This is a genomic window from Nocardioides sp. GCM10028917, from assembly GCF_042666175.1.
Classification (GTDB): Bacteria; Actinomycetota; Actinomycetes; order Propionibacteriales; family Nocardioidaceae; genus Nocardioides.
Map to the genome: position 1 here is coordinate 508,416 of NZ_JBHTFL010000003.1, position 25,498 is coordinate 533,913.

Sequence of the window (25,498 nt, forward strand, 5' to 3'; positions counted from 1 at the left end):
AGGGCGATCCCTCCCGGGCCACCGGGCGTCGTGGAGATCCGTCCGGTCTCGGACGACTGAGGAGCGGTCGGCTACCAGCTCGTGGGCTTCTCCGGGGCGACCAGCCAGGTGTGGAAGAACGCCGAGAGGTCCTGGCCGGACTCCTCCTCGAAGACGGCGATGAAGTCGTCGGTGGTCCCGGTCGAGTCGTCGTAGCGGCGGAGCCACTCGCGCGTCGCGGCGAAGAAGACGTCGTCGCCCACCTTCGTCCGGAGCGCGTGGAGCGTGCCCGCGCCGCGGTTGTAGACCTGCGTGGCGAAGAGCCCGAGCGGCCCGGGGTCGGCGATGGGCAGCGCCCAGTACGCCGGCGTGCGGGCGGGGGCGTACCAGTTGGCGAACGCCTGCTGCGTCGTGAGGCCACCGTTCTCCTCGGCCCACATCCATGCCGCGTACGTCGCCCAGCCCTCGTTGAGCCAGATGTGGCGCCACTCGTCCGGGCTGACCGCGTTGCCGAGCCACTGGTGGGCGAGCTCGTGCGCGACCGTGCCCTGGCCGGCCGAGCCCGAGTAGACGGGGCGCGTCTGCGTCTCCAGCGCGTAGCCCACGCTGTCGTTGTCGACGATCGAGCCGAACGAGCTGAACGGGTAGGCGCCGAACCGGGACTCGAAGAAGTCGATCATCCGCGGCTGCAGCGCCAGGCTGGCGTTGGTCGTGGCCAGCTGGCCACTCGTGAGCTTGCTGTCGACGAAGTCGAGGATCGGCACCCCGCTCGCAGACGTCGTCGCCGGTCGTCGGACGAAGTCGCCGACCGACGCGGTCGTGAGGTAGCTGGCCTGCTGGTCGGGGGCGTCCCAGGACCAGGTGGTCCGGCCACCGGCCGTCACCGGGTCCCCGGTCGGCTCGCCGTTGGCCACGGCGGTCTTCCCGGCCGGCACCGTGATCTCGAAGCTGTAGGTCGCCTTGTCCCTCGGGTGGTCGCTGACCGGGTACCACGTCATCGAGCCCTCCGGCTCGCTGACGACCATGGCCCCGTCGCGCGTGGTGACCCAGCCGTAGAGCGCGTCCTCGATGTCGGTCGGGCGCGCGGTCTCGCCGCCGTAGGTGACGACCACCCGCGCCGACTGACCCGCCTTGAGCTTGGGCCGGGGCTGCACCGTCAGCTCCCAGCGCCGGTCGGCGTCGTCCTGCACGTGCCAGTACGCCGCTCCCTCGACCTCCTCGCCGTCCGCGGGCGGCGCCACGCCGGTGGCCGGCTTCCCGTTGACGGTCAGCGCCGACACGGCCATGCCGCGCAGGTCGAGGTTGAACCGGTCGAGGTCCTGGCGCGCCACGAGGTCGATCGTCGCCACGCCGTCGAGGCGGCCACGGATCTGCGACAGCGGCGTCGGCGGGACCGTCGCCGTCGGTGGCTCGTAGTCGATGTCGAGGTCGTAGTGGGAGACGTCGTAGCCACCGTTGCCCGCTCGCGGGAAGTAGGGGTCTCCGGCTCCGTCCGCGCCTGCGGTGAACCGCGGGCCACCCGGCGCTCGCGCTCCCGGTTCGGCGGGGGCGGCACCGGCCCCGACCGAGGCGAGGACGGCGGCGGCGAGGCTGGCGGCAACCAGGATCCGTGATGTCCGGGAGAGAGTTCCCATCGCTCGAGCCTCCAGTCGTGGGGCGCAGCTCGTCCCACGACAGTACGGCGCGGGCCGCCGAGCGGGCGTCTCCCAAGTTGAGGATGTGCGAGCCGCCTGCGTCCGCGGCGTACGCGTGTGCCGGTCACGCGGCCGGCGCAGCCTCCAGCTCACTGATGCGTGCCCGCAGGCTCGACTCGGCCAGTCGCCACAGCGTGGCGGAGTGCGCGTGGCGGTGCTGCACCGCGGTGCCGGGACGTGCACGGTCGCGGCAGGCCTCCTGCTCCATCGCGCGCTGCGCGAAGGCCTCGGCGGCGCGAGCAAGCTCACGGATCACCGTGGCCGTCTCGTCGAGCATCACCGCTGTCATGTTCACAGCGTGCGCGCTCGTCCGGTCGGAGACAGTCAATGCGCGCCAACATGCCCGATTTGGTGGCCCGACACCGGAGGATCCACGGCCGAACGACGTGGCCAGCCCAAAGGACGGGGCCTGTTGTCGGATCCCGGTGCAAGACTGCAGGGCATGACCGCCCTCGACCGCTTCAGCGCAGCCACGCGCGCGTGGTTCGAGGCGTCCTTCGCGAGCCCCACGCCGGCGCAGGAGGGCGCCTGGGACGCGATCGCCGCCGGCAGGAACGCGCTGGTCGTCGCACCGACCGGCAGCGGCAAGACCCTGAGCGCCTTCCTCCACGCGATCGACCGGCTCCTCAGCACCGAGCGCCCCGACGACAAGACCCGCCGCACGCGCGTGCTCTACATCTCACCGCTCAAGGCGCTCGGGGTCGACGTCGAGCGCAACCTCCGCGCCCCGCTCACCGGCATCCGCCACACCGCCGAGCGGCTCGAGACCACCGTCCCCGACATCGCCGTCGGGCTGCGGTCGGGCGACACCAGCACCGCCGAGCGGCGCAAGCTCGGCACGACGCCGCCCGACATCCTCATCACGACACCCGAGTCGCTGTTCCTCATGTTGACCAGCCAGGCGCGCGAGACGCTCCGCGGCGTCGACACCGTGATCATCGACGAGGTGCACGCGGTCGCCGGCACCAAGCGCGGCGCCCACCTCGGCATCAGCCTCGAGCGCCTCGACCACCTGCTCGAGAGGCCGGCCCAGCGCATCGGGCTGAGCGCGACCGTCCGCCCCCTCGAGGAGGTCGCCCGCTTCCTCGGCGGCACCCAGCCGGTCGAGATCGTCGCCCCGCCGAGCACCAAGGAGTGGGACCTGCGCGTCGTCGTGCCCGTCGAGGACATGACCATGCCCGAGGAGTACGACGAGGAGTCCGGCGACCCCGGCCGGTCGACGAGCATCTGGCCCCACGTGGAGGAGCATGTCGTCGACCTCGTCGAGCAGCACCGCTCCACCATCGTCTTCGCCAACTCGCGCCGACTGGCCGAGCGACTCACCGCCCGCCTCAACGAGATCGCCGCCGAGCGAGCCGCCGCCCGAGAGCAGGACCCGGGTCTCGTGGCGGGCGCGGAGCGCCCGTCTCGACGAGCAGAGAACGGCAAGCCCCCCGCCCAGGTGATGGCGCAGTCCGGCCAGAGCAGCGGCGCCGAGGCCGTCATCGCGAAGGCCCACCACGGGTCGGTGTCCAAGGAGCAGCGGGCGGTCATCGAGGACGACCTCAAGCGCGGTCGCCTCCCCTGCGTCGTCGCGACCAGCAGCCTCGAGCTCGGCATCGACATGGGCTCGGTCGACCTCGTCATCCAGATCGAGTCGCCGCCCAACGTCGCCAGCGCGCTCCAGCGCGTCGGCCGCGCCGGCCACCAGGTCGGCGAGGTGAGCCGGGGGGTGCTGTTCCCCAAGCACCGCGGCGACCTCGCGCAGACGGCCGTGTCGGTCGAGCGGATGCGCTCCGGTGCCATCGAGAAGATGGCGGTGCCCACGAACCCGCTCGACGTCCTGGCCCAGCAGGTGGTGGCCGCGCTCGCCATGGAGGAGTGGCAGGTCGACGAGCTCTTCTCGCTCGTCACCCGCTCCGCCTCCTACACCCAGCTCCCCCGCTCCGCCTACGACGCGACCCTCGACCTGCTCAGCGGCCGCTACCCGAGCGACGAGTTCGCCGAGCTGCGTCCCCGCATCGTCTGGGACCGGGTGACCGGCCAGCTCAGCGGGCGCCCCGGCGCCCAGCGACTCGCCGTCACCAGCGGCGGCACGATCCCCGACCGCGGGCTCTTCGGCGTCTTCCTCGTCGGCGAGAAGGCCAGCCGTGTCGGCGAGCTCGACGAGGAGATGGTCTACGAGTCCCGGGTGGGCGACATCTTCGCCCTCGGCGCCACCAGCTGGCGGATCGAGGACATCACCCACGACCGCGTGCTCGTCACCCCCGCGCCGGGCATCCCCGGCCGCCTGCCGTTCTGGAAGGGCGACGCACTCGGTCGGCCCGCCGAGCTCGGAGCGGCCGTCGGTGCGTTCACGCGGGAGCTGGCCGCCAAGCCCACGGCCAAGGCCATCGACAGCGTCCGCGAGCGCGGCCTCGACGTCAACGCCGCGACCAACCTGGTCACCTACCTCGGCGAGCAGCGCGAGGCCACCCAGGTCGTCCCCAACGACACCCAGATCGTCGTCGAGCGGTTCCGTGACGAGCTCGGCGACTGGCGCCTCGTGGTCCACTCGCCCTACGGCACACCCGTCCACGCCCCGTGGGCGCTGGCGATCAACGCCCGGCTGCGCGAGCGCTTCGACGTCGACGGGCAGGCCGTCGCCTCCGACGACGGCATCGTCATCCGCATCCCCGACACCGACGCCGAGCCGCCCACGGGCGAGGTCATCGTCTTCGAGCCCGAGGAGATCGAGCAGCTCGTCACCCAGGAGGTCGGCGGGTCGGCGCTGTTCGCCAGCCGCTTCCGCGAGTGCGCCGCCCGCGCCCTGCTGCTCCCCCGACGCGACCCCGGCCGTCGCAGCCCGCTGTGGCAGCAACGCCAGCGCAGCGCCCAGCTGCTCGAGGTCGCGTCCCAGTATCCAGCCTTCCCGATCGTGCTCGAGGCGGTCCGCGAGTGCCTCCAGGACGTCTACGACCTGCCGGCGCTCGTCACGCTCCTCGGTCGCGTGCAGCGCCGCGAGGTCAACGTCCTCGACGTCGCCACCACCCAGCCCAGCCCGTTCGCCCGCAGCCTGCTCTTCGGCTACGTCGCCCAGTTCGTCTACGAGGGCGACTCCCCCATCGCCGAGCGCCGCGCCGCCGCGCTGTCCCTCGACCAGGGCCTGCTCGCCGAGCTGCTCGGCCGCGCCGAGCTCCGCGAACTGCTCGACCCGGAGGTGCTGACCGAGGTCGAGGCCGAGCTGCAGTGGCTCGCGACCGACCGTCGCGCCCGCAACGCCGAGGCCGTCGCCGACCTGCTGCGGCTCGTCGGTCCGCTGTCGGCGGAGGAGATCCGGGCCCGGTCGGTCGACGGCGCCGACGTGGAGGGCTGGCTCGCCTCGCTCGACCGTCGCGTCGCCCTCGTCCGGATGGCCGGTGAGGACCGGTGGACCGCGATCGAGGACATCGGCCGCCTCCGCGACGGGCTCGGCGTGCCCGTCCCGGTCGGCACCCCCGACGCGTTCCTCCAGCTCCCCGAGGACCCGCTCGGCGACCTCGTGTCCCGCTACGCCCGCAGCCACGGCCCCTTCACCACCGCCGAGGTGGCCGCCCGGCTGGGCCTCGGCGAGGCCGTCGCCCGCCAGACCCTGCAGCGCCTCGCCCACCGCGGCCGGGTGCTCGACGGGGAGTTCCGTCCCTCGGGGTCGGGCACCGAGTGGTGCGACGCCGAGGTGCTGCGCAAGCTGCGTCGCCGGTCCCTCGCGCGCCTCCGGCAGGAGATCGAGCCCGTCAGCCACGACGCGGTCGCCCGCTTCCTCCCCGCCTGGCAGCGCGTCGGTGGCTCCCTGCGCGGCGTCGACGGCGTGGTCGCCGCCATCGACCAGCTCGCCGGATGCCCCGTGCCGGCCAGCGCCCTCGAGCCATTGGTGCTCGCCGCCCGCGTGCGCGACTACGAGCCGTCGATGCTCGACGAGCTGACGGCGTCCGGCGAGGTGATCTGGACCGGTCACGCCCCGCTCCCCGGCAGCGACGGCTGGGTCAGCCTCCACCTCGCCGACCAGGCCCACCTGACCCTGCCGGAGGTCGAGGGCGACGAGCCCGACGGCCTCCAGCGCGCCGTCCTCGACGCGCTCGACCCGGGCGGGGCGTGGTTCTTCCGCCAGCTCGCCGACCGCGTCGGGTCGACGTCCGACGCCGACCTCAGCAGCGCGCTGTGGGAGCTGACCTGGAAGGGCCTAGTCACCAACGACACCCTGGCGCCACTCCGCGCGCTCGTCCGCAGCGGCACCCCGTCCCACCGTACCCGTCGTACGCCGCCCCGGCTCGGGCGCACGACCGGCGGCCGGATGCCCGTGCGCACCGGCCCTCCGGAGACTGCCGGTCGGTGGGCGCTGCTGCCCGATCGTGACGGCGATCCGACCCGGCGTGCCCACGCCCGCGCCGAGCACCTCCTCGAGCGCCACGGCGTCGTCACCCGCGGCGCCGTCGTCAGCGAACGGGTCGCGGGCGGGTTCGCCGGGGTCTACAAGGTGCTCAGCGCCTTCGAGGACACCGGCCGCTGCCGCCGCGGCTACTTCATCGAGGGCCTCGGGGCGGCGCAGTTCGGCAGCGCCGGTGCGATCGACCGGCTGCGCACCTTCGCCGAGCCCGACAGCGACAGGTCCGGCACCAAGCCGTCGGTCGTCGCGCTCGCCGCGACCGACCCCGCCAACGTCTTCGGCGCCGCCCTCCCGTGGCCCGACGCGGGCGACCCCGAGCGCAGCGGTCACCGGCCGGGCCGCAAGGCGGGGGCGCTGGTCGTCCTGGTCGACGGGGCGCTCACCGTCTACGTCGAGCGCGGCGGCCGCACGCTCCTCACCTGGGACGACGACCTCGACGTCCTCACGCCGGCGATGGCGGCGCTGGCCGATGCCGCCCGCCGGGGGGCGCTCGGCCGGCTCACCGTCGAGAAGGCCGACGGCCAGGCGCTGATCGGCAGTGGCGGCGAGACTCCCATCCGGCTCGCGCTCACTGCGGCGGGCTTCCTGGCGACACCCAAGGGGTTGAGGCTGCGTGCCTGAGGGAGACACCGTCTACCGCGCGGCAGCGAAGCTCGACCGCGCCCTGACCGGTCACCGCCTGACCCTCTCCGACTTCCGCGTGCCCGCCTTCGCCACCGTCGACCTCCGCGACGGCACGGTCATCCGCACGCTGTCCCGCGGCAAGCACCTCCTCACCCGCGTCGACCACCAGCGCGCGTGGACGATCCACACCCACCTCAAGATGGAGGGTTCCTGGCACGTCTACCCCGACGGCGAGCGGTGGCGTCGCCCCGACACCCAGGTACGACTCGTGCTCGGCATCGAGGGACGCAAGGCCGTCGGCTTCCAGCTCGGCATCGTCGAGCTCGTGCCGCGCGAGCAGGAGGCCGACCTGGTGGCTCACCTCGGTCCCGACCTGCTCGGCCCCGACTGGGACGAGGAGCGTGCCCTCGCCAACCTCCGCGACGAGCCGGGCCGGCCGATCGGACAGGCGCTGCTCGACCAGCGCAACCTCGCCGGCATCGGCAACATGTACATGGCCGAGCTGTGCTTCGCCATGGGGGTGCACCCGGCCAGCGCCGTCGCCACCGTCGACCAGCTCCCCCGGCTCGTGCGGCGCGGGAAGCAGATGCTCGAGGTCAACAAGGAGCGGGCGATCCAGACGACGACCGGCGACCTCCGCGAGCGCGAGCGGATGTGGGTCTACCGGCGCGACAACGCCCCGTGCCGCCGGTGCCGCACGCCGATCGCGGTCACCATGCTCGGGGAGCTCGGTCGCGAGCGCGCGGCCTACTGGTGTCCCAGCTGCCAGCCCGAGCGCTGAGCCCGGGCCATCGGTCCGGTCAGGCTGCGGAGGCGACCACGTCGCGGGCCGGGCGGCCGGCGCCGAGCGGCGTGCTCACGACCACGCCCACGGCGGCCTCCTCGATCGACACCGCGTCGGCGACGTCACGCAGCACGTCGGACAGCGGCAGGTCCATCGCCTGGCACAGGGACGCGAGGAGCTCGGAGGACGCCTCCTTCTGGCCCCGCTCGATCTCGGAGATGTAGCCCAGGCTCACCCGGGCCTCCGCAGAGAGCTCCCGCAGGGTCATCCCACGCTGCATCCGGGCACTGCGCAGCACGTCACCGAGCAGTCGTCGGAAGAGCACCATGCGCGAGTCCTTACTCTCGGGATGTCCGGATGAGGGAAGTCTCTGTGCCCAACGCTACCCGAGGCCTCCTTCTTCCCGCGGGGATACCTCGGTTTGAGCACGTCCGGCCGTCGCGATGGGTCACTCCCCCAGCTCGCGGGCGAGGAGCTCGAGGACCGCGACGCACGACGCCTGCCGGATCGCCGCCCGGTCGCCGCCGAGCGCCAGCAACCGGGTCGTCGCTCCCGCAGGACCGGCGACCGCGACCCACACGGTCCCGACCGCCCGACCCTCCTGCCGGTCGGGTCCGGCGACCCCGGTGGTGGCCAGGCCCCACGTCGCGTCGAGCCGGCCACGCACACCGTGTGCCATCGCGAGGGCGCACTCCTCCGAGACGACGCCGTGCTCCTGCACCACCTCGGGGGGCACGCCGAGCACCGACACCTTCACGCGGGAGGCGTACGACACCACGCCGCCCACGAAGCTGCGCGAGGCGCCCGGCACGTCGGTGAGCCGGGCCGACAGCAGTCCTCCGGTCAGGGACTCGGCCGTCGCGAGCGTCTCGCCGCGACCTGCCAGGGTCTCGAGGACGCGCGCGGCGAGGCTGCCGTCCGGCTCGGCTGACCACATGTCGGCGACACTAGCCGCATGGCGCTCCCCATCGAGGACTACGCACTGATCGGCGACCGGGGCACGGCCGCCCTGGTCGGCAAGGACGGGTCGATCGACTGGCTGTGCCTGCCGCGCTTCGACTCCCCCGCCTGCTTCGCCGCACTGCTAGGCACCGAGGAGAACGGCCGCTGGCTGCTCGCCCCAGCCGACGAGGTGGTCGCCACGTCGCGGCAGTACCTCGACGGGACCGCGTGCCTCGAGACCACCTTCACGGTCGAGGACGGCGAAGTGGTGCTGCTCGACGTGATGCCCGTCGGCGACGACCGCGCGGACGTCGTACGCCGCCTCACCTGCACGCGCGGCACGGTGCGGATCCGGCACGACTGGGTGGTGCGCACCGACTACGGCCACGTGCGCCCATGGGTGAGCCGGGAGCAGGCGCACGGCAACGAGGTCGTCGTGGCGGTCGCCGGTCCGGACAAGCTCGTGCTGCGCGGGCCGCACCTCCCCCGCGGTCACGACGGCCACCACAGCGACGAGTTCGAGATGACCGCAGGCGACGAGGTCACCTTCTCCACGACCTGGGTGCGCTCGTGGCGCGACATCCCCCGGCCTCTCGGCTTCGACGAGCGGATCGACGCCACGACCGCGGGGCAGCGCGAGTGGTCCGCACGCTCGCCGGGGAACGTGCCGCACGCCGACATGGTGCGACGCAGCCTGCTCACCCTGCTGCTGATGACCCACGCCGAGACCGGCGGCATCGTCGCGGCGCCGACCACGTCGCTGCCCGAGGACTTCGGCGGCGAGCGCAACTGGGACTACCGCTTCTGCTGGCTGCGTGACGCGGCCCTGACCCTCGAGTCGCTGCTCGGCGCAGGCTACGCACAGGAGGCGCTGCAGTGGCGGAACTGGCTGCTGAGGGCCGTGGCCGGTGACCCCGCCGACCTGCAGATCATGTACACCGTCGACGGTGGCCGGCAGCTGCCCGAGCGCGAGGTGCCGCACCTGCCGGGCTATGCCGACAGCCGCCCGGTGCGGATCGGCAACGGCGCGGTGTCACAGCGCCAGAACGACGTGCTGGGCGAGGTGATGATCGCGCTCGAGCTCGCCCGGGACGCCGGCCTCGAGGAGACCCACAACTCCTGGTCCCTGCAGCGGGCGCTGGTCGACGAGCTCGCCGAGCGCTGGGACGAGCCGGACAACGGGCTGTGGGAGATCCGCGGGCCGCAGCGGCACTTCACCCACTCCCGGGTCATGGTGTGGGTGGCCTTCGACCGCGCGGTGAAGGCGGTCGAGCAGCACGGGCTGGACGGCCCGGTCGCGAGGTGGCGCGAGCTGCGCGACCGGGTGCGCGAGGAGATCCTCGACAAGGGCCTCGACCACGAGCGCGGAACGTTCACGCAGCACTACGACACGACCTCCGTCGACGCCTCGCTGCTCACCATCCCGCTGGTCGGGTTCCTGCCCGGCGACGACCCGCGGGTGCTGGGCACCATCGACGCGGTGATCACCGACCTCGACGACGGCGGCCTGCTGCTGCGCTACCGCACCGAGACGGGGGTCGACGGGATCGCGGGCGACGAGCACCCGTTCCTCGCCTGCTCCTTCTGGCTGGTGTCCGCCCTCGCGAAGGCCGGGCGCCGTGACCAGGCGATGGAGCTGATGGACCGCCTGTGCGGCCTCGCCAACGACGTCGGCCTGCTCTCGGAGGAGTACGACGCCCGGCACGGCCGGATGGCGGGGAACTTCCCGCAGGCGTTCAGCCACCTCGCGCTCGTGCAAGCGGCCCTCGCCCTGCGCTGAGCAGGACGAGGGCCGCGAGGAGGCTCAGGGGCTCGCAGGTCAGTCGCGACGCACCTTGATCTTGATGAACTCCGTGGTGTCCTGCACCTTGCGGTTGCCGGCGTACTTCACCTTGACAGACTTCTGGCCGGTCTTGGCGAAGCGGTCGACGCGGACGAACGCCTTGCCGTCCTTCAGCTTGGCCTTGTACTTCTGGCCGCCGACCTTCACGACGATCTTGCCGCTCACCTCGGAGAGGCCGAGGGCCGTGACCTTGATCTTCACCCGGGTGCGGGTCTCACCAGCGACGATCCGGCCAGGCTTGGTGCGGACCTTGACCTCGGGCTTGGCCTTGCGGAGGTCGATCGGAAGCGAGAACGTCGTGCCGGTCGTCGGTCCAGTGAAGGTCACGACCTGCTTGCCCTTCTTCACCTTGCCGTTCAGCCCGAACCGCACCGCACTCTTGCCGCTCTCGTCGAACGGAGTGGTGCCGACGGTGTTGTCGACCTTCGCCGGGCTGCGCTTGACGTCGCCCACCTTGATGTCGAGGGTGGCGTCCTTGGCATCCCCCGGCCCCGTCATCGCGAGCGAGGACAGGTTGACCTTGAAGTCCTGCCCGATCCGGTAGAAGCGGGGGGCGTCCGCGGGCCAGCTGACACCGACGTGCTGCTGCCGGGTGTTGACGGGTTGCGGCGACGTGGAGGCGAACGCGGCCATGTAGTCGACCATCGCCTGCAGGTCGACCTTGCCGGTGTCGCGCTTTCCGGTGCCCTTGGTGAAGGCCCGGAAGTTGTCACCACCGCTCGCCAGGAACGAGTTGACCGTCACCGAGTAGGCGGTGGTCGCTTCGATGGCCTTGCCGTCGAGCCACATGCTCGTGACCCGGTTGCCCTCCGGGTGGGTCGGGTCGTAGGTCGCGAAGAATCCCTTCGACGTGCCCAGGCGCAGGAACGGCCGCGTCGGCACCGCACCGTTGCCGTCACGCTGCCACTGCTGCTCGAGGACCTCCTTGATCTGCGCCCCCGTCATCTTCATGTTCACGAGCGTGTTGGCGAACGGCTGGACCACCGCGGCCTGCTTGTAGGTCAGCGTGGACGGGAAGCCGCCGGGGTTGCCCACCATGTCCGCTCGCAGACCACCCGGGTTCATGAAGGCGATCTGCGCGCCGCCCGCCTGCGGCGTCTGCGTCGCCCACCGCTGAACCTCGGCGACCAGGTTGCCGAGGGTCGACTCGCCGCCACGGTTCTCCGTGGTGCCGTCGGCGAGCCTGGCCCGGCTGAACGGACCTGCGAGCCTGCCCAGCGGGACCGCTCCGAGGACGTCTGCCTTGGCCCTCGCGTCGTTGACGATGGTGGTGACGGCGGGGTCTGCGGGGTAGTTCGCCGCGAACGGGGACGTCTGCGCTTTCAGGTACCTGATGTCCGACGTGACCGCGGTGACCGCACCCGTTGTGTCCTCGACCGTGAACTGGAGCTGGTTCAGCGCCATGCCGTACTGACCGGCCGAGACCACCGGGACACCGCTGTAGGAGCAGTTGTAGGCCAGGTGGGTGTGGCCGGACACGATGGCGTTGACGTTCGTGCCGACGCCCTTGACGATCCGTCCGAAGGCGCTGTCGTCGGAGACCCCGGAACAACTGGTCGTCGCGGAGCCCTCGTGCACCAGCATCACGACGACGTCGGCCCCGGCCGTCCGCAACGCGGCCGCCCCGGCGTTGACCTCGGTGACGATGCTGGAGACCTTGACGTCTGCGATGCCGGCGGGCGACACGAGGCTCGGCAGGTCTTCGGTGACCGCACCGACGAAGCCCACCCGGACGCTGCCGAAGTCCTTGTACCAGGTCGCGCCGTCGGAGGTGCCGGGCGACGCCGCCACGTCCGGGAGCGCGTACGAGTTGTCGGACCGCTTGCGGACGTTGGCCGCGAGGTACTGCCAGTTGGCACCGCCCTCGGGGTTGGACGCGCTGGCGGGCTTCATGACCCGGTTGACCAGGTCGCTGTAGCCGGCGTCGAACTCGTGGTTGCCGGCGGCGGAGACCTCGAGCCCGGCCTCGTTGAGAGCGTCGAGAGTCGGCTTGTCGTGCTGGATGAAGGACTCGAACGTCGAGGCGCCGATGAGGTCGCCCGCGGCTGCGAACACGGTGTTCGGGTTGGCCGCCCGCAGCTCCTTGACGGCGCGGGAGAGGATTGCCGCGCCAGCAGTGACGCCGTTGGTCGTCCCTCCCGTGCCGTCCTCGTTGATCAGGCGGCCGTGGAAGTCGTTGGTCGCCAGGACCTGGATCGTGACAGGCGCCGCGTGGGCCGGTGCTGTCGTGGCGATGACGGCGAGCGGCGCTGCGAGCAGCCCCGTCAGTGAGGTCGCGAGGGCAACTCGGCGACCGGTCCGTGATGCTGGCACAAGGGTGGCCTTTCAACAGGGGGGCGAGACACATCAGACCTACCACGGCTTTGCGGGTTTTTTCCCGGCAGAACGCCGGAGAAATGGCCGACGGCCCCCGCCCTGCAGAGCAGGGCGGGGGCCGCGGCTGGTGGTGTCAGGTCAGCGCCTGATGTTGAGCTTCACCACCATCTTGTCGCGCTTGACGTTGTCGTCGCCCAGGTAGCGCACGACCAGCTTCTTGGTCCCGGGCCGGTTGAAGGCAGGCAGCTTCACGATCGCCACCCCGTCCTTCACCTTGAACCGGTAGACCTTGTCGCTGCCCTTGCGGCGCACCTTGATCCAGCCGGTGGCGCTCTCGTCGCCGGCCTTGACCTTCACCTTGAAGCGCACCTTCTCGCCAACCTCGCCCTTGGCATTGACGGCCTTCAGGGTCGGCTCCACCTTCTCCGGCTCCGGGGTCGGCGCGGGGGTCGGCGTCGGCGTCGGCGTCGGCGTCGGCGTGGGCGTCGGGGTGGGAGTCGGGGTGGGAGTCGGGGTCGGCGTCGGCGTCGGCTCCGGGGTCGGCGTCGGCTCCGCGCCCGCTGCCACCACGGGGACCTCGACCGTCGTGCCGCTCGGCTCGGCCACCAGGCGCACGATCGCACCGGCGGCGTCAGCCGAGAGCTCGAGCGTCACCGAGGCGACGCCGTTGGTGACGGGGAAGGTACCGAGGTCGGTCTCCGTCGTCCCGTCGACGAGCGTGGCCACGACCGCGGTGTTGGCCGGGCTGCCCAGCGACGTCAGGTCGAGCTTCGTACCGGTGATCGGCGCAACCGTGTCCCCGGTCGGACGACCCAGCGTGAAGCTGCTGGTCTCGCCCGGGGTGATCGTGGCCCCGAGGCCCTCGACGAAGACCTGCTGACGGGCGAAGTCGGGCGCCAGCGGCGCCGCCTCCGTGCCGGTGGCCAGGTAGTCGCGCCAGAGCTGGGCGTCGAGCAGGCCGGTGTCGACGTAGCTCCCGCCGGTGAACGCGCGGAAGTTGTCACCGCCCTGCGCCAAGAACGACAGCGTGGAGACCGTGTAGGTCGCCGCCAGGTCGAGCGGCTGGCCGTCGATGCGCACCGAGACGATCCGAGAGCCGGCCGGCTTGGACTCGTCGGCCACCACATTGACGTTGTCGGAGAACCCGAGCTGCAGGTAGGGACGCGACGGCACCGTGCCGTCCGCGTTGGTCTGCCACTGCTGCTCCATGACCTCCTTCAGCTGCGCGCCGGTGAGCTCGACGATCGCCACCGTGTTGTTGAACGGCAGCACCGCGTTGGCCTCGGCGTAGGTCACCACGCCATCGGTGTTGAGCGGGTTGCTCGACGTGTTCCCGGCGTACAGCAGCTCCGCGCGGAGCCCTCCGGGGTTGGTCAGGCCCAAGTCGGGCTCGGCGAACTCGGAGACGCCGTCCCGGAGGGCGTTGGCGACAAAGCCGCCGAGCGTCGACTCCGCGGCACGGTCGTCGCGGCCGTTGGCAGGGTTGGCCACCGAGTAGCCGTCGGGTCCGTAGGTCCCACCCGTGTAGGCAGTTGTGATGTCGTCCGCGATGCGTCCGATCGGCTGGTTGCCGATCCGGGCGGCCTCGGCGAGCGCTGCGTCGGTGATCTGCTTGACCTCCTGGACCCGGGGGTAGCTCAGGTTCTCAGCGGCTGCGCGGGCGACGTTGCGCTGCGTGTAACCCTCGACCTCACCGGTCTGGTCATCGACCGTCAGCACGACCTGGCCGACGTTGTCACCGTACGAGCCGGTCTGCAGCACCGGCCGGGTCTTGCCCTTGCCTCCCGGAACGGGGAGGTCACAGGCGTAGACCTTGTGAGTGTGACCGGTGAAGATCGCGTCGACCTCCGCCGAGGTCGCAGTGGCGATCCGCGCGAACGTGCCGCCGTCGGCCACCTCTTCGGCGCACGTGGCGGTGTCCGGGAGGCTGGCGCCAGCACCTTCGTGGTACTCGGCGACGATGACGTCGGCCTCGCCGTTCTGACGGGTCCGGATGCCGTCCGACAGCTCGGCGGCGACGCGGTTGACCGCGGCGACGGGGTCACCGAACGTCAGGTCCGCGATGCCACCGGGGCTCACTAGCGCCGGCGTCTCCTCGGTGACAACGCCGATCACGCCGACACGCACGCCGTCGACCTCGAAGACGTCGTACTCGTCGAGCACCGGGGTGGTGGTGCCCTTCCGGTAGACGTTGGCGCCCAAGTAGGCGAAGTCGACGTCGGGGATCACGTCGTCGCGCAGGTCTGCGAAACCCTGGTCGAACTCATGGTTGCCGACCGCCGACGCACGCAGGTCGAGCGCGTCGAGCACGTCGAGCGTCGGGTCGTCGTCCTGGATCGCCGAGGCGAACAGCGAGGCGCCGATGTTGTCACCGGCCGACAGGAAGAGGGTGTTGGCCTCGCCCTCGGCGTAGCGCAGCTGCTCGATGGTCGTCGCGAACTTCGTCGTGTTGGCGTCGATGCGCCCGTGGAAGTCGTTGATGTTGAGCAGGTTGACGTCGGTGGTGCCCTCGTCCTCCGGGAACTTGAGGCCGACGACCTCGGGGTTGTGGTCGGAGGCGTTGAACTGGTTGGCCTCGTAGAGGTCGGTCACGTTGTAGTTGGACCGGCTGTACTGGTAGCCGAGCGTCTCGTCTGCGTTGATCCTCCAGACGTCGACGCCCGTGACGAGCGCCTTCGCGGCGGCGTTGGCGAAGACGTGGTCGAGGGAACCAGACAGGCCCTGGAAGGAGTAGGACTCCTCCGTCGGGTCGTCGGTCGACTCGAGCTTGATGTACCCGGCAGCCTCGAGGGCCTGGACCGGGTCTTCCTTGCTGTAGGCGTTGAAGTCACCGGCGAGGAACATGGCATCGATGCCGCGGTCCGAGGCAAACTGGCCAGCGAAGGCGCTGAGCGCGTTGGCCTGCCCCACTCGGTCGGCGTTGGCGAGGCCCTGACCGGTCCCGTCGTCGGCGCCGGAGCCCTTGGACTTGAAATGGTTCACCACGACGCCGAATGCCTCGGAGTCCGGGGCACCGACGGCCTTGAAGGCCTGCGCCAGCGGCTCGCGGGCGTTGTCGAAGTTCACCTCGTCCTTGAGGATCCGCGACACCCCGACAGGAGCGACGTCCGCCGGCTTGTAGATGAAGGCCGTGCGGATCACGTCCTCCTCGGCCGGGGTCGGGCGGTCTGCGGCCGCGGGCGAGCGGACGTAGTCCCACGTGCCCGCACCAGCGGCGGCGTTCAAGGCGGTGACGAGCCTGCTGACGGCGTCGTCGCGGTCCTTGCCGAACTTCACCGAGTTCTCGATCTCCTCCAGGGAGACCACGCTCGCGTCCAGCTTGTTGATCGCCGTGACGATCTTGGCCTGCTGGGCGAGGAAGTCGTCTTGGTCGGCAGCACCACGGGGACCGTTGTTGGTGCAGCTGTTGACCGCCACGGGGTCTCCGGCCCGGTCGTTGAAGTAGGTGCAGGTACCCGCACCGCTGGCGACGTACTCAACGCCGGTCGTCGGGAAGTAGTTGAGAACGTTGAAGGTGGCCAGCCGGATGTCACCGCCGACGTCGGCGGGGGCGAGGTTCTCCGAGCGCGTGTTCTCGAACTCCGCCACGGACGTCCCGAGGCCGTTCACCGGAGCAGTCGGCTGCAGCTTGTACAGGCCGTTGCGGTGGTCGACGACGAAGGCGCCCTTGAGAGTCGCGGCGGCGCCGACCCGGACCGGGTGGCTGGTGTCGAGCCAGGACATCGGGACGTCGTTCGCAGAGCCCGCGAAGTTCTGGGACTTGCCGTCGTCGAGCGTGACCAGCCGGCGAGCGTTGTCAGCGGCGACCTGGTTCGGGCTGCCCGTCTGCGCGTCGCGGACCTCCGTCGGCGCCACGAGCGGCGTGGTGCCGGTCGCGAGACCGATCTCACCGAACTGCCAGGTGGCGTAGCTGTTGGTGACGGTGAGGTCGCCCGTGGGGTCGAAGAGCTCGCTCTCGTGCGCCTCGCGCTCGGCGTCGGTCGTCCACCAGGGGCCGGTCACCGCGGAGACGGGCGCCAGGACTGCGCCCAGCTCGGTGAACGTCGCGTCGGCGAGCTGGGTGAGGCTTGCCCCGCTCGAGGCGAACTCGGCGACCGTGCCCTTGACCTCGACCGAGTCGCCGATCTCCGGGTAGGTGGTGAATCCCGTCGAGCCGCCCCATACGAAGATGCCGTCGGAAGCCCCGGGAGTCGCGTCGGTCGCACCACCGGTGCCGCCCGCCTGGATGGTGAAGCCGTTGAACCCACCGATCGGGTAGACGGCGGTCACGACGCCCGTGGTGGTGGCGATGTCACCGACGAATGGCGACGTTGCACCGGTGCCCTGGATCTCGGCGATGGTGGCCGTGCGCTCGGTCGGTGGGACCACGACCAAGCCGCCTCCTTGCGGCGTCGGTGCAAGTTCGGAGAAATCCGGGGCGTTGGCGTCCGTGTCTGCACCGTTGGCAGCCCGCTGCGCCGAGGTCGTCGAGGTCAAGGCGACACCCGTGGACGCCGTCTCGAACGTCGTGGCAGTCCCGTAGCCGACCATGTCGACCAGACCGGTGTTGCCGGCCACGTTGCCGCTGCCGGTGAAGGGCCCCGACCCGTTGATGAGGAGCACCTGCCCGCTGGAGCCGCTCATGCCGATTGGGGTCGGTGCGGTGATGTCGGGCGTCGGAAGCGCTGCGCCTGTGGCGCCCGCGTCGCTCATCCGGACCAGGACGCGACCACCCGCGGCGACGGAGCCGCTCAGGGTGACGGTGCCGCCGGTGCCACCGGTGGCGCTGCGGTACTCGAGGGCCTTGCCCGCCAGGCTCAGCGGGGCGGCGGTGGGATTGTGGATCTCGACGAAATCTGCGTTGTAGGTGGCGCCGTTGTTGCCACCGGCGCCGTAGACCTCGCTGATGACCAAGCCGGTACCGGCAGGGTTTGCTGATGCTGCAAGGGGGGTGAATCCGGCCGCTAAGAGGGCCAGACCGGCTCCTGCCGCGATACGACGCGGCGAGGGGAGCGGTGCGCGCATGGGTGCTCCGACTGTTCGGGTTGATGTGACCGACAGATCTTCACCCATGCCACCGACAATTGCGCCCGGCGGCGGCGAACGGATGTCTACCAAACAGTGACGAAATCGCGCTGGCCCGGTCGTCGACACCTGACAGGCCTCACCCTTGGGTGGGGACCCGACGCTGCCGCCGCACGTCGCGGAAGAACTCGTACCCGGACCACATCGTCATCGCGACGGCGGCGGCCAGCATGACCTGGGCGAGGTAGAAGATCCCCTCACCGAGCAGGCCGGGCCAGAAGTCGAAGGCTCCTCCGTGCGCGTCGCCGTGCGGCAGCGGCCAGATCAGGCCGGAGAGCGCGACGGCCTGAAGGACGGTCTTGACCTTGCCGCTCTGCGCGGCGGGGATGACGACGTCCTTGAGGATCGACAGCCGCAGCAGCGTCACGCTCCACTCGCGCAGGAGCACGATGATCGTCACCCACCACCAGATGTCGCCAACGATCGAGAGGCCGATGAAGGCCATGCCCGTGATCGCCTTGTCGGCGATGGGGTCGGCGATCTTGCCGAAGTCGGTGATCAGGTTGTGCTTGCGCGCGAGGTCGCCGTCGATCTTGTCGGTGATCATCGCGACGGCGAACAGCCCGAAGGCGACCCACCGCCAGAACGGGTCGTTGCCGCCGTCGACCAGCAGCGCCCAGCCGAAGAACGGCACCATGACGATGCGCAGCGTGGTCAGCACGTTGGCGATGTTGAAGTTCGACACCGTCTGCTGCTCGGTGCCGGCGGGGTCGTCGCTCATGCCGGGGCTCCGTCCGTGCGTGCGATCAGGTCGACACCGTCAGTCCCCGTGACGGTGGCCGTCACCAGGTCGCCGACGGCCGCGCGACCGGCACCGGTCAGCGTCGCCGTACCGTCGACCTCCGGTCCCTGGTGTGCGGCCCGGCCCTCGACGACGCCGTCGTCCACGGACTCGATCAGCACGGCCACCTGCTCGCCGATGCGCTCCTCGGCGCGCTGCGCGTTGAGCTCCTCGACCAGGGTCGTGACGTGCTCGGTGCGGGCGCGGATCTCGTCGTCGTCGAGCTTGAGGTCGTCGGCGAAGCCCGCGGCCTCGGTGCCGTCCTCGTCGGAGTAGCCGAAGACGCCCGTGACGTCCATCCGGGCCGCGACCAGGAAGTCGCACAGGGTCTGCAGGTCGTCCTTGGTCTCGCCCGGGAAGCCGACGATGACGTTGGACCGTACGCCGGCCAGCGGGGCCAGCGAGCGGATCTGATCGAGCAGGCCGAGGAAGCTGTCGGGGTCGCCGAACCGGCGCATCCGTCGCAGCACCGCGGCGCTGGCGTGCTGGAAGGACAGGTCGAAGTACGGGACGACGCCGGGTGTCGAGGCGATCGCCTCGATGAGGCCGGGACGGGTCTCGGCGGGCTGCAGGTAGGACACGCGCACCCGCTCGATGCCGTCGATGCCGCTCAGCTCGGGCAGCAGCGTCTCGAGCAGCCGGAGGTCGCCGAGGTCCTTGCCGTAGGACGTGGAGTTCTCACTGACGAGGAAGAGCTCCTTGACCCCCTGCGTGGCCAGCCACCGGCCCTCCTGCAGGACGTCGCTCGGACGACGGCTGACGAACGAGCCACGGAAGCTCGGGATCGCACAGAAGGAGCAGCGCCGGTCGCAGCCGCTGGCCAGCTTGAGGGGAGCCATCGGGCCGGCGTCGAGGCGACGGCGTACGGCGCGCGGGCCGGTGACGGGCGCACCCGCACCGATCTCTGCGACGTCACCGACGTCGGGCCGGTCCTGGTGCCCTGGCACGGAGATCCCGGAGGCGTCGCGGTCGACCGGCGAGATCGGCAGCAGCCGCCGTCGGTCGGACGGCGTGTGCGGGTGGTGGGTCTCTCCGGCCACGATCGCCCGCAGCCGGGAGGCGATGTCGGGGTAGTCGTCGAAGCCGAGGACCGCGTCGGCCTCGGGAAGCGACTCGGCGAGGTCCTTGCCGTACCTCTCGGCCAGGCAGCCCACCGCGACGACGGCCTGGGCGCGGCCACCGTGGCCGGCTGAGGCCTTGAGGTCGGCCGCCTCGAGCAGCGTGTCGACCGAGTCCTTCTTCGCGGCCTCGACGAAGCCGCAGGTGTTGACCACGACGGTGTCGGCGTCCTCCGCGTCGTCGACCAGCACGAAGCCGCCGGCCTCGAGCCGTCCGGCGAGCTCCTCGGAGTCCACCTCGTTGCGGGCACAGCCCAGGGTCACGACGGCGACCTGCAGGGGTGCGTCAGGCGCGGCGGTGGGGGTCTCGGACTCAGTGGTGGTCATCGCACCGTGAGTATGCCGGGTCGGGGCGCACGGACGCGCACTGCGGAGGCGGTGAGGAGCCTCTCACCCCGCCGCCGGGGGCCGGGCGAGTCGCCGGCCCTGCGTCAGGACGTCGGCGCGTACATGCTCCTGACGGCCTCCCAGACGTCTCCGCCCCGATCGTGCCGGCCCAGGCCGCGGCTGACGAACGCAGCGCCGTAGCCTGCGGCGGGCTCGGTCCATGCCGAGCAGCCGCCCGCCCCGCCCATGCCGATCTCGAGGCGCCCGTCCTCCTCCTCTCGCTGGAAGCCCAGAGTCCAGACGACCTCGCGGTCCAGGACCAGGTCTCGACCTGCGGCCGCGGGCTCGAGGTAGGCACGCCACGTCTCATGTCCGAGCCGCTGCGCCACCAGTCCGTCCGCGCGACGGACGTCGTCGTAGAAGCGAGCGAGCGCCAGGGCGGAGGCATGGAGCGCGACGGCTGGGAACGACGTACGCCGGAAGCGCTCAGAGTTGAGCGCGGCGGGGTCGAGCAGCCCGGGAGGCCGCCCCAGCGCCGGTCCCCACCTCGGATCACGCTCGTAGTCCGAGCGCCAGGTCGACGTCACCTCCTGCACCGTCGCCACCCGGGGAAGGTCCTGCTCGGGCACCCGCAGGTGGAGGTCCCAGGCGCCTGCACCGGCGATGCGCGCGAAGCGCTCAGCCAGGTGCTCGCCCGTGGCACGGCGCAGCACCTCGTCGAGGAGGTGCCCGTAGGTCAGGGCGTGCTCCGCGACGGCCCGTCCCGGCTCGTGGACGGGCGTGGCCCCCGCCAGGAGCTGGACCAGCGCCTCCCGGTCGTCGTACGCCATCCCCGCCGCCTCCTCGGGAAACACCGGAAGGCCCGCCTGGTGCGACAGCACCTGGCGGACCGTCGTGCCGCCCTTGCCCGCGACGGCGTACTCGGGCCAGACCGACGCGACCGTGGTGTCGAGGGAGAGAGCCCCCTCGGCCACTCCGTCGAGGACGGTCAGCGCAGCGAACGGCTTGGCGACCGAGTAGGTCATCACCAGCGTGTCCGACACCCACGGGTCACGACCGTCGACGGTGCCTGCGGCGTGGTCCAGCTCGACGACCCCGTCACGCACGACAGCCACGGCGCACCCCGGGTCGCGTCCCGAGGCCACGAGGCCGTCGAGCACCGCTGCCGGTTCGCGAGCCACGACGACTCAGTCGGCGACGAAGGTGCCCTGACCGGCGACGCCGGGCTCGCCGACCGGACGAGCCTCGCCGCCGGCGAGCGAGACGGTGACAGCGCCGTCGGTCGAGTCCACCCGTACCGGAGGGGAGGCCTTGAGCTCCCGGGCCTGGCCCACGGCGAGGCTGCCCTTGAAGACCTGCTCCCCCGCGCCGTCGCGTACGACGACCCTCGCCCCACCGGAGGCGGCGGTCACCACGACGGACACGGGCTCGGCCACCGGCGCGTTGCCGGCACCCTGCGGGCCGCCGGAGCCGTTCAGGACCGGGGTGGCGCCGCGCAGCTCGGGCGGCGTGTCCATGACCAGCCGGGCGATCGACCAGGCGAGCACGAGCGCCATGACGACGGCGACGAGCACCGACCAGTTGGGACCGCCGCGCGTGCCGCGGATCGAGCCGTGGGCGCCGGTGGCCAGCTCGGCCTCGAAGACGCGCCGCGGGTTGATGGGCGCGTGGGCGTAGCGCTCGTCGTACGACGCCAGCAGAGGTGCGACGTCGATGCCGAGCACGCGGGCGAGCGTGCGCAGGTGGCCGCGGGCGTAGAAGTCGCCACCGCAGGGCTCGAAGTCGTCGACCTCGACGGCCTCGATCACGTGCGGGCGGATGCGCGTGCGGTCGGCCAGCTGGTCGACGCTCAGACCCAGGCGGGTGCGGGCCGCGGCGAGCTCGGGACCGATGACCGGGTCCTCCGCGGGCTCGACCTCGAAGTCGTCGAGCACCAGCGGCTCGACCGGCTCCCCCGGCCGCGCGATCGCGCGGACGCGGTCGCCCCAGGACTGGGTCTCCTCCACGAGGCTGACCCGACCGGGGCGGCGCAGCTCACGACCCTCGGGCTCCTCCTCCTCGACGACGACGTCGCGCCGCACCTCGGAGCGCCGGGCGGCACCGGTCTCGCGCAGCGCCGCCGGCGTGGGGCTGGCGACCACGACCGGGACGACGACCTCGGGCTCCGAGGGCACGGATGCCTCGGCGCCGTCGGGGTTCTCGGATGCCTCACGGGCCTCCGGGTGGTCGACGGACTCTGCAGCCTCGGCGGGCCCGGAGTCCTCGACCTCGCCGGCAGCCGGCTCCAGGACGACGATCTGGCTGGCGTCGCGTGCGACGCGGCCGAGGGCCTCGGTCAGGTCGCCGTCCGCACCGATGACGCGCGTCGAGAGCCCGAGCGGGACGGCGAACGGCGCGCCGTGCAGCAGCCGGGAGATGCTCGTGTGCCGCTTGCCCGCGCCGGTGAGCTCCGCCTCGATCAGCTCGAGGTTGTGGGGCACGACGACCAGGCGGCCGTCGCGCAGCAGGCCCTGCCGCGGGGTGTGCTCCACGTGGTGCACCGCCGTCCACGGCAGCCCGCGCCAGGTGCGGCCGAGCCGGATCCGGATGCCCTGCGCGTCGGCGACGAGCAGCGGGGTGCGGGCGTCGACGAGGCCGACGAGCCAGTAGGCGCCCAGGAGGCCCATCGCGACCACGAACGCCCAGTCGAGCACCGAGCCGGTCTGGGTGGCGCGGGCGAGGTAGGCGATGGCGACCGCGGAGGCGGTCAGCCCGACGCCCGCGGCGACGGCCGCGCTGCGGCGTACCTCCACCGCGTCGGGAGCGACGGCGAGCGACTCGTGCTCCCCCGTCTCGGTCCAGGTGGTGTCGTCCTCGTGCACTGCTGCCTGCATCGACCTGGCGCCCATCAGGCTCCTCCCTCCAACGTGGCAATCACGGAATCGAGCTCGTCCGGCTTGACCAGGACGTCGCGGGCCTTGGAGCCCTCACTGGGTCCGACGACCCCGCGGCTCTCGAGGATGTCCATCAGCCGGCCCGCCTTGGCGAAGCCGACGCGCAGCTTGCGCTGGAGCATCGAGGTCGAGCCGAACTGCGTGGACACGATCAGCTCGATGGCCTGCACCACGAGCTCCATGTCGTCGCCGATGTCGTCGTCGAGCTCGCGCTTGGACTCCTTCGGCGCCGTCACCTCCTCGACGTAGGTCGGCTCGAGCTGGTCCTTGCAATGCTTGACGACCTGGTGGATCTCCGCCTCGGTGACCCAGGCGCCCTGCACGCGTACCGGCTTGGACGCGCCCATCGGCAGGAAGAGGCCGTCACCCTGGCCGACCAGCTTCTCCGCACCGGGCTGGTCGAGGATGACGCGGCTGTCGCCGAGCGAGCTCGTCGCGAACGCGAGCCGGGACGGCACGTTGGCCTTGATCAGGCCGGTCACGACGTCGACCGAGGGCCGCTGCGTGGCGAGCACCAGGTGGATGCCGGCCGCGCGGGCGAGCTGGGTGATGCGGACCACCGAGTCCTCGACGTCGCGCGGCGAGACCATCATCAGGTCGGCCAGCTCGTCGACGATGACGAGGAGGTAGGGGTACGGCGTCAGCGTGCGCTCGCTGCCCGCGGGCACCTCGACCTTGCCGGCCCGCACCGCCTTGTTGAAGTCGTCGATGTGACGGAAGCCGAAGTTGGCCAGGTCGTCGTAGCGCATGTCCATCTCGCGCACGACCCACGCCAGTGCCTCGGCGGCCTTCTTGGGGTTGGTGATGATCGGGGTGATCAGGTGCGGGACGCCCTCGTAGGCGTTCAGCTCGACCCGCTTCGGGTCGACCATGATCATCCGCACCTCGTCGGGCGTGGACCGCATCAGGATCGAGGTGATCAGCGAGTTGATGAAGCTCGACTTTCCGGAGCCGGTCGCACCGGCGACCAGCAGGTGCGGCATCTTCGCCATGTTGGCCACGACGAAGCCACCCTCGACGTCCTTGCCGAGCCCCGCGACCATCGGGTGGTGGTCGGAGCGCGCGGTGGTGGACCGGAGCACGTCGCCGAGGGAGACGATCTCTTTGTCGGTGTTGGGGATCTCGATGCCGATCGCCGACTTGCCCGGGATGGGGCTGAGGATGCGGACGTCGGCGGACGCGACGGCGTACGCGATGTTCTTCGACAGCGCCGTGACCTTCTCCACCTTCACCGCGGGGCCGAGCTCGACCTCGTAGCGGGTGACCGTCGGGCCGCGGGTGTAGCCGGTGACGGTGGCGTCGATGCCGAACTCGTCCATCACCTGCATCAGCCGCTCGACGACCGCGTCGCTGGCCTTGGAGCGCGCCTTGTGCGGCGAGCCGGGCTTGAGCGAGGAGTTGTCGGGCAGCGAGTAGGTGATGTCGCCGGACAGCGCGAGCTGCTCGACGCGGGCGGGCAGCGGCGTGTGCGGCGGCGGCTCGACCGGTCCGGTGTCGTCCTTGCCACCCGCCACGGCGGGGACCACAGCGGGGGTGACCTCGGTGGGGGCGTCGGCCGAGGAGTCACCGGAGTCGATCGGGTCGGCGAACAGGTCGATCCCGTAGTCCTCCTGCGGCTCGACCTCCTTCTTCTTGCGGCGCTTGCGCAGCTCGCGGTCGGTGAGGACCGGGCTGTCGTAGGCGGGGTCACCCATCTCGGGGTCGATGTCGTCGTCCAGCATCGAGCGGCGGCGCGTTCGCGCCGGCTTCGTGGGCTCGTCGTCCTGCGCCTCGGCGGCCGGGGTGCGGCCCAGGGCCTTGTCGCGCAGCTCGGCGAGCCGGACCGGGACCTGGTAGACGGGCGTCGCGGTGATGATGAGGACGCCGAAGATCGCCAGCAGCGCCAGCAGCGGCACGACGACGTACGTCGTCTGCATGAGGTCGAGCAGCAGGCTCGAGGTGACGTAGCCGACCGCGCCGCCGGCACCCTGAAGGTTGGTGGCGTCGCCGAGCACCGGCTGCGGGTTGCCGTTGGCGATGTGCACGATGCCGAGCAGCCCGAGCGTGAAGGCGGCCCACCCGATGACCTGTCGGCCGGCGGGACCGTTGCGCTCGGGGTCACGCAGGGTGCGCCACCCGGCATAGACGAGGAACAGCGGGACGAACCAGCCGACCTTGCCGACTGCCCCCGAGGTCACCGAGCGGGCGAAGTCCATCACCCCACCGGGCAGCTGCCACCACACGGCGGCCGCGACGACCATGGCGACGCCGAAGAGGAACAGCCCGACGCCGTCGCGGCGGTGCTCCGGGTCGAGGTCGCGGGCGGATCGTCCGATCGACCGCGCGACCGCGCCGACAGCGTGGGCGATGCCGAGCCACACGGCTGCGACCCCTCTCCCGAGCACGCCGAAGCTGCGCGCGACCGGACCGGGGCCGCTCCTGACGGCACGGGGCGCCGGGCGCGAGCCCGAACGACGCGCGGACGCGCTCGAGCCGCTCCGGCCCTTCGCTGAGGAGCGAGGGGCGGGGCGCTTGCTGGTACTCCGTGATCGGGTGCTCGAACCCTTGGTGGTGCGCTTGGATCCAGACGTGCTCGAGCTCCGCGACCCCGGCGGGGAAGACGTACGGGTCGCCATGGTCCGAACCCTACGGCCACGTCACACCCGTCACAGGGACCACAGGAGTGCGTGTCGTGCGGCCACACCCTTTGGGGGTGGATCCTTCACCCTCCCT

The 25,498-nt window shown here is 71.6% G+C and carries 14 protein-coding genes; 3 read left to right on the forward strand and 11 right to left on the reverse strand.

Annotated features, from left to right (window positions below):
- Nucleotides 1–71 precede the first annotated feature (71 nt).
- Together ACFQW6_RS05805 and ACFQW6_RS05810 are read right to left on the reverse strand one after the other, a co-directional pair.
- Complete coding sequence (locus ACFQW6_RS05805) at nt 72–1,613, reverse strand: M1 family metallopeptidase (RefSeq protein WP_378542196.1); 1,542 nt, start codon at nt 1,611–1,613, stop codon at nt 72–74.
- Nucleotides 1,614–1,737: 124 nt separating this feature from the next.
- Nucleotides 1,738–1,962 (reverse strand): hypothetical protein, encoded by a 225-nt coding sequence (locus tag ACFQW6_RS05810; RefSeq protein WP_378542198.1) that lies wholly within the window; start codon nt 1,960–1,962, stop codon nt 1,738–1,740.
- 153 nt (nt 1,963–2,115) lie between these two features.
- On the opposite strand from ACFQW6_RS05810, the gene ACFQW6_RS05815 reads away from it, so the two are divergent.
- Nucleotides 2,116–6,675, forward strand: coding sequence for an ATP-dependent helicase (locus ACFQW6_RS05815; RefSeq protein WP_378542200.1), 4,560 nt, complete (start codon nt 2,116–2,118; stop codon nt 6,673–6,675).
- Nucleotides 6,668–7,459, forward strand: coding sequence for a DNA-formamidopyrimidine glycosylase family protein (locus ACFQW6_RS05820; protein WP_378542202.1), 792 nt, complete (start codon nt 6,668–6,670; stop codon nt 7,457–7,459). Before ACFQW6_RS05815 ends, ACFQW6_RS05820 begins: the two co-directional genes overlap by 8 nt.
- 19 nt (nt 7,460–7,478) lie before the next feature.
- Here ACFQW6_RS05820 and ACFQW6_RS05825 read toward each other — a convergent pair whose 3' ends face one another.
- Nucleotides 7,479–7,790, reverse strand: a complete 312-nt coding sequence (locus tag ACFQW6_RS05825; RefSeq protein WP_378542204.1) for a helix-turn-helix domain-containing protein — start codon at nt 7,788–7,790, stop codon at nt 7,479–7,481.
- 120 nt (nt 7,791–7,910) lie between these two features.
- Complete coding sequence (locus ACFQW6_RS05830; RefSeq protein WP_378542206.1) at nt 7,911–8,399, reverse strand: CinA family protein; 489 nt, start codon at nt 8,397–8,399, stop codon at nt 7,911–7,913.
- A gap of 18 nt (nt 8,400–8,417) precedes the next feature.
- Between ACFQW6_RS05830 and ACFQW6_RS05835 the strand changes: the two genes are divergently transcribed.
- Nucleotides 8,418–10,184: a glycoside hydrolase family 15 protein gene (locus ACFQW6_RS05835; protein ID WP_378542208.1), complete on the forward strand. Its 1,767-nt coding sequence runs from the start codon at nt 8,418–8,420 to the stop codon at nt 10,182–10,184.
- 39 nt (nt 10,185–10,223) lie between these two features.
- Here the strand turns inward: ACFQW6_RS05835 and ACFQW6_RS05840 are convergent, their stop codons facing one another.
- From ACFQW6_RS05840 to ACFQW6_RS05870, 7 genes are all read right to left on the reverse strand, one after another.
- Nucleotides 10,224–12,560 (reverse strand): bifunctional metallophosphatase/5'-nucleotidase, encoded by a 2,337-nt coding sequence (locus tag ACFQW6_RS05840; RefSeq protein WP_378542210.1) that lies wholly within the window; start codon nt 12,558–12,560, stop codon nt 10,224–10,226.
- A 141-nt stretch (nt 12,561–12,701) separates the two neighbouring features.
- Nucleotides 12,702–17,456: an ExeM/NucH family extracellular endonuclease gene (locus ACFQW6_RS05845; RefSeq protein ID WP_378542212.1), complete on the reverse strand. Its 4,755-nt coding sequence runs from the start codon at nt 17,454–17,456 to the stop codon at nt 12,702–12,704.
- 250 nt (nt 17,457–17,706) lie between these two features.
- A complete protein-coding gene (gene pgsA, locus ACFQW6_RS05850; protein WP_378542214.1) occupies nt 17,707–18,348 on the reverse strand; it encodes a CDP-diacylglycerol--glycerol-3-phosphate 3-phosphatidyltransferase in 642 nt (213 codons plus the stop codon).
- Nucleotides 18,345–19,805 carry a 30S ribosomal protein S12 methylthiotransferase RimO gene (rimO, locus tag ACFQW6_RS05855; protein ID WP_378542615.1) on the reverse strand — a complete coding sequence of 487 codons (1,461 nt, stop codon included), beginning with the start codon at nt 19,803–19,805 and terminating at the stop codon, nt 18,345–18,347. The genes pgsA and rimO overlap by 4 nt, the downstream gene beginning before the upstream one ends.
- 152 nt (nt 19,806–19,957) lie before the next feature.
- Complete coding sequence (locus ACFQW6_RS05860; protein WP_378542216.1) at nt 19,958–21,034, reverse strand: serine hydrolase domain-containing protein; 1,077 nt, start codon at nt 21,032–21,034, stop codon at nt 19,958–19,960.
- A gap of 6 nt (nt 21,035–21,040) precedes the next feature.
- Entirely contained in the window at nt 21,041–22,741 is a 1,701-nt protein-coding gene (locus tag ACFQW6_RS05865; protein WP_378542218.1) for a helix-turn-helix domain-containing protein, read from the reverse strand.
- Nucleotides 22,741–25,401: a DNA translocase FtsK 4TM domain-containing protein gene (locus tag ACFQW6_RS05870; protein WP_378542220.1), complete on the reverse strand. Its 2,661-nt coding sequence runs from the start codon at nt 25,399–25,401 to the stop codon at nt 22,741–22,743. Before ACFQW6_RS05870 ends, ACFQW6_RS05865 begins: the two co-directional genes overlap by 1 nt.
- Between the last annotated feature and the right edge of the window lie 97 nt (nt 25,402–25,498).

Coding starts and splice junctions, on each gene's coding strand:
- ACFQW6_RS05870 (WP_378542220.1), bottom strand. CDS start 25,401: ATGGCGACCCGTACGTCTTCCCCGCCGGGGTCGCGGAGCTCGAGCACG.
- ACFQW6_RS05815 (WP_378542200.1), top strand. CDS start 2,116: ATGACCGCCCTCGACCGCTTCAGCGCAGCCACGCGCGCGTGGTTCGAG.
- ACFQW6_RS05825 (WP_378542204.1), bottom strand. CDS start 7,790: ATGGTGCTCTTCCGACGACTGCTCGGTGACGTGCTGCGCAGTGCCCGG.
- ACFQW6_RS05810 (WP_378542198.1), bottom strand. CDS start 1,962: ATGACAGCGGTGATGCTCGACGAGACGGCCACGGTGATCCGTGAGCTT.
- pgsA (WP_378542214.1), bottom strand. CDS start 18,348: ATGAGCGACGACCCCGCCGGCACCGAGCAGCAGACGGTGTCGAACTTC.
- ACFQW6_RS05865 (WP_378542218.1), bottom strand. CDS start 22,741: ATGGGCGCCAGGTCGATGCAGGCAGCAGTGCACGAGGACGACACCACC.
- ACFQW6_RS05805 (WP_378542196.1), bottom strand. CDS start 1,613: ATGGGAACTCTCTCCCGGACATCACGGATCCTGGTTGCCGCCAGCCTC.
- ACFQW6_RS05830 (WP_378542206.1), bottom strand. CDS start 8,399: ATGTGGTCAGCCGAGCCGGACGGCAGCCTCGCCGCGCGCGTCCTCGAG.
- ACFQW6_RS05835 (WP_378542208.1), top strand. CDS start 8,418: ATGGCGCTCCCCATCGAGGACTACGCACTGATCGGCGACCGGGGCACG.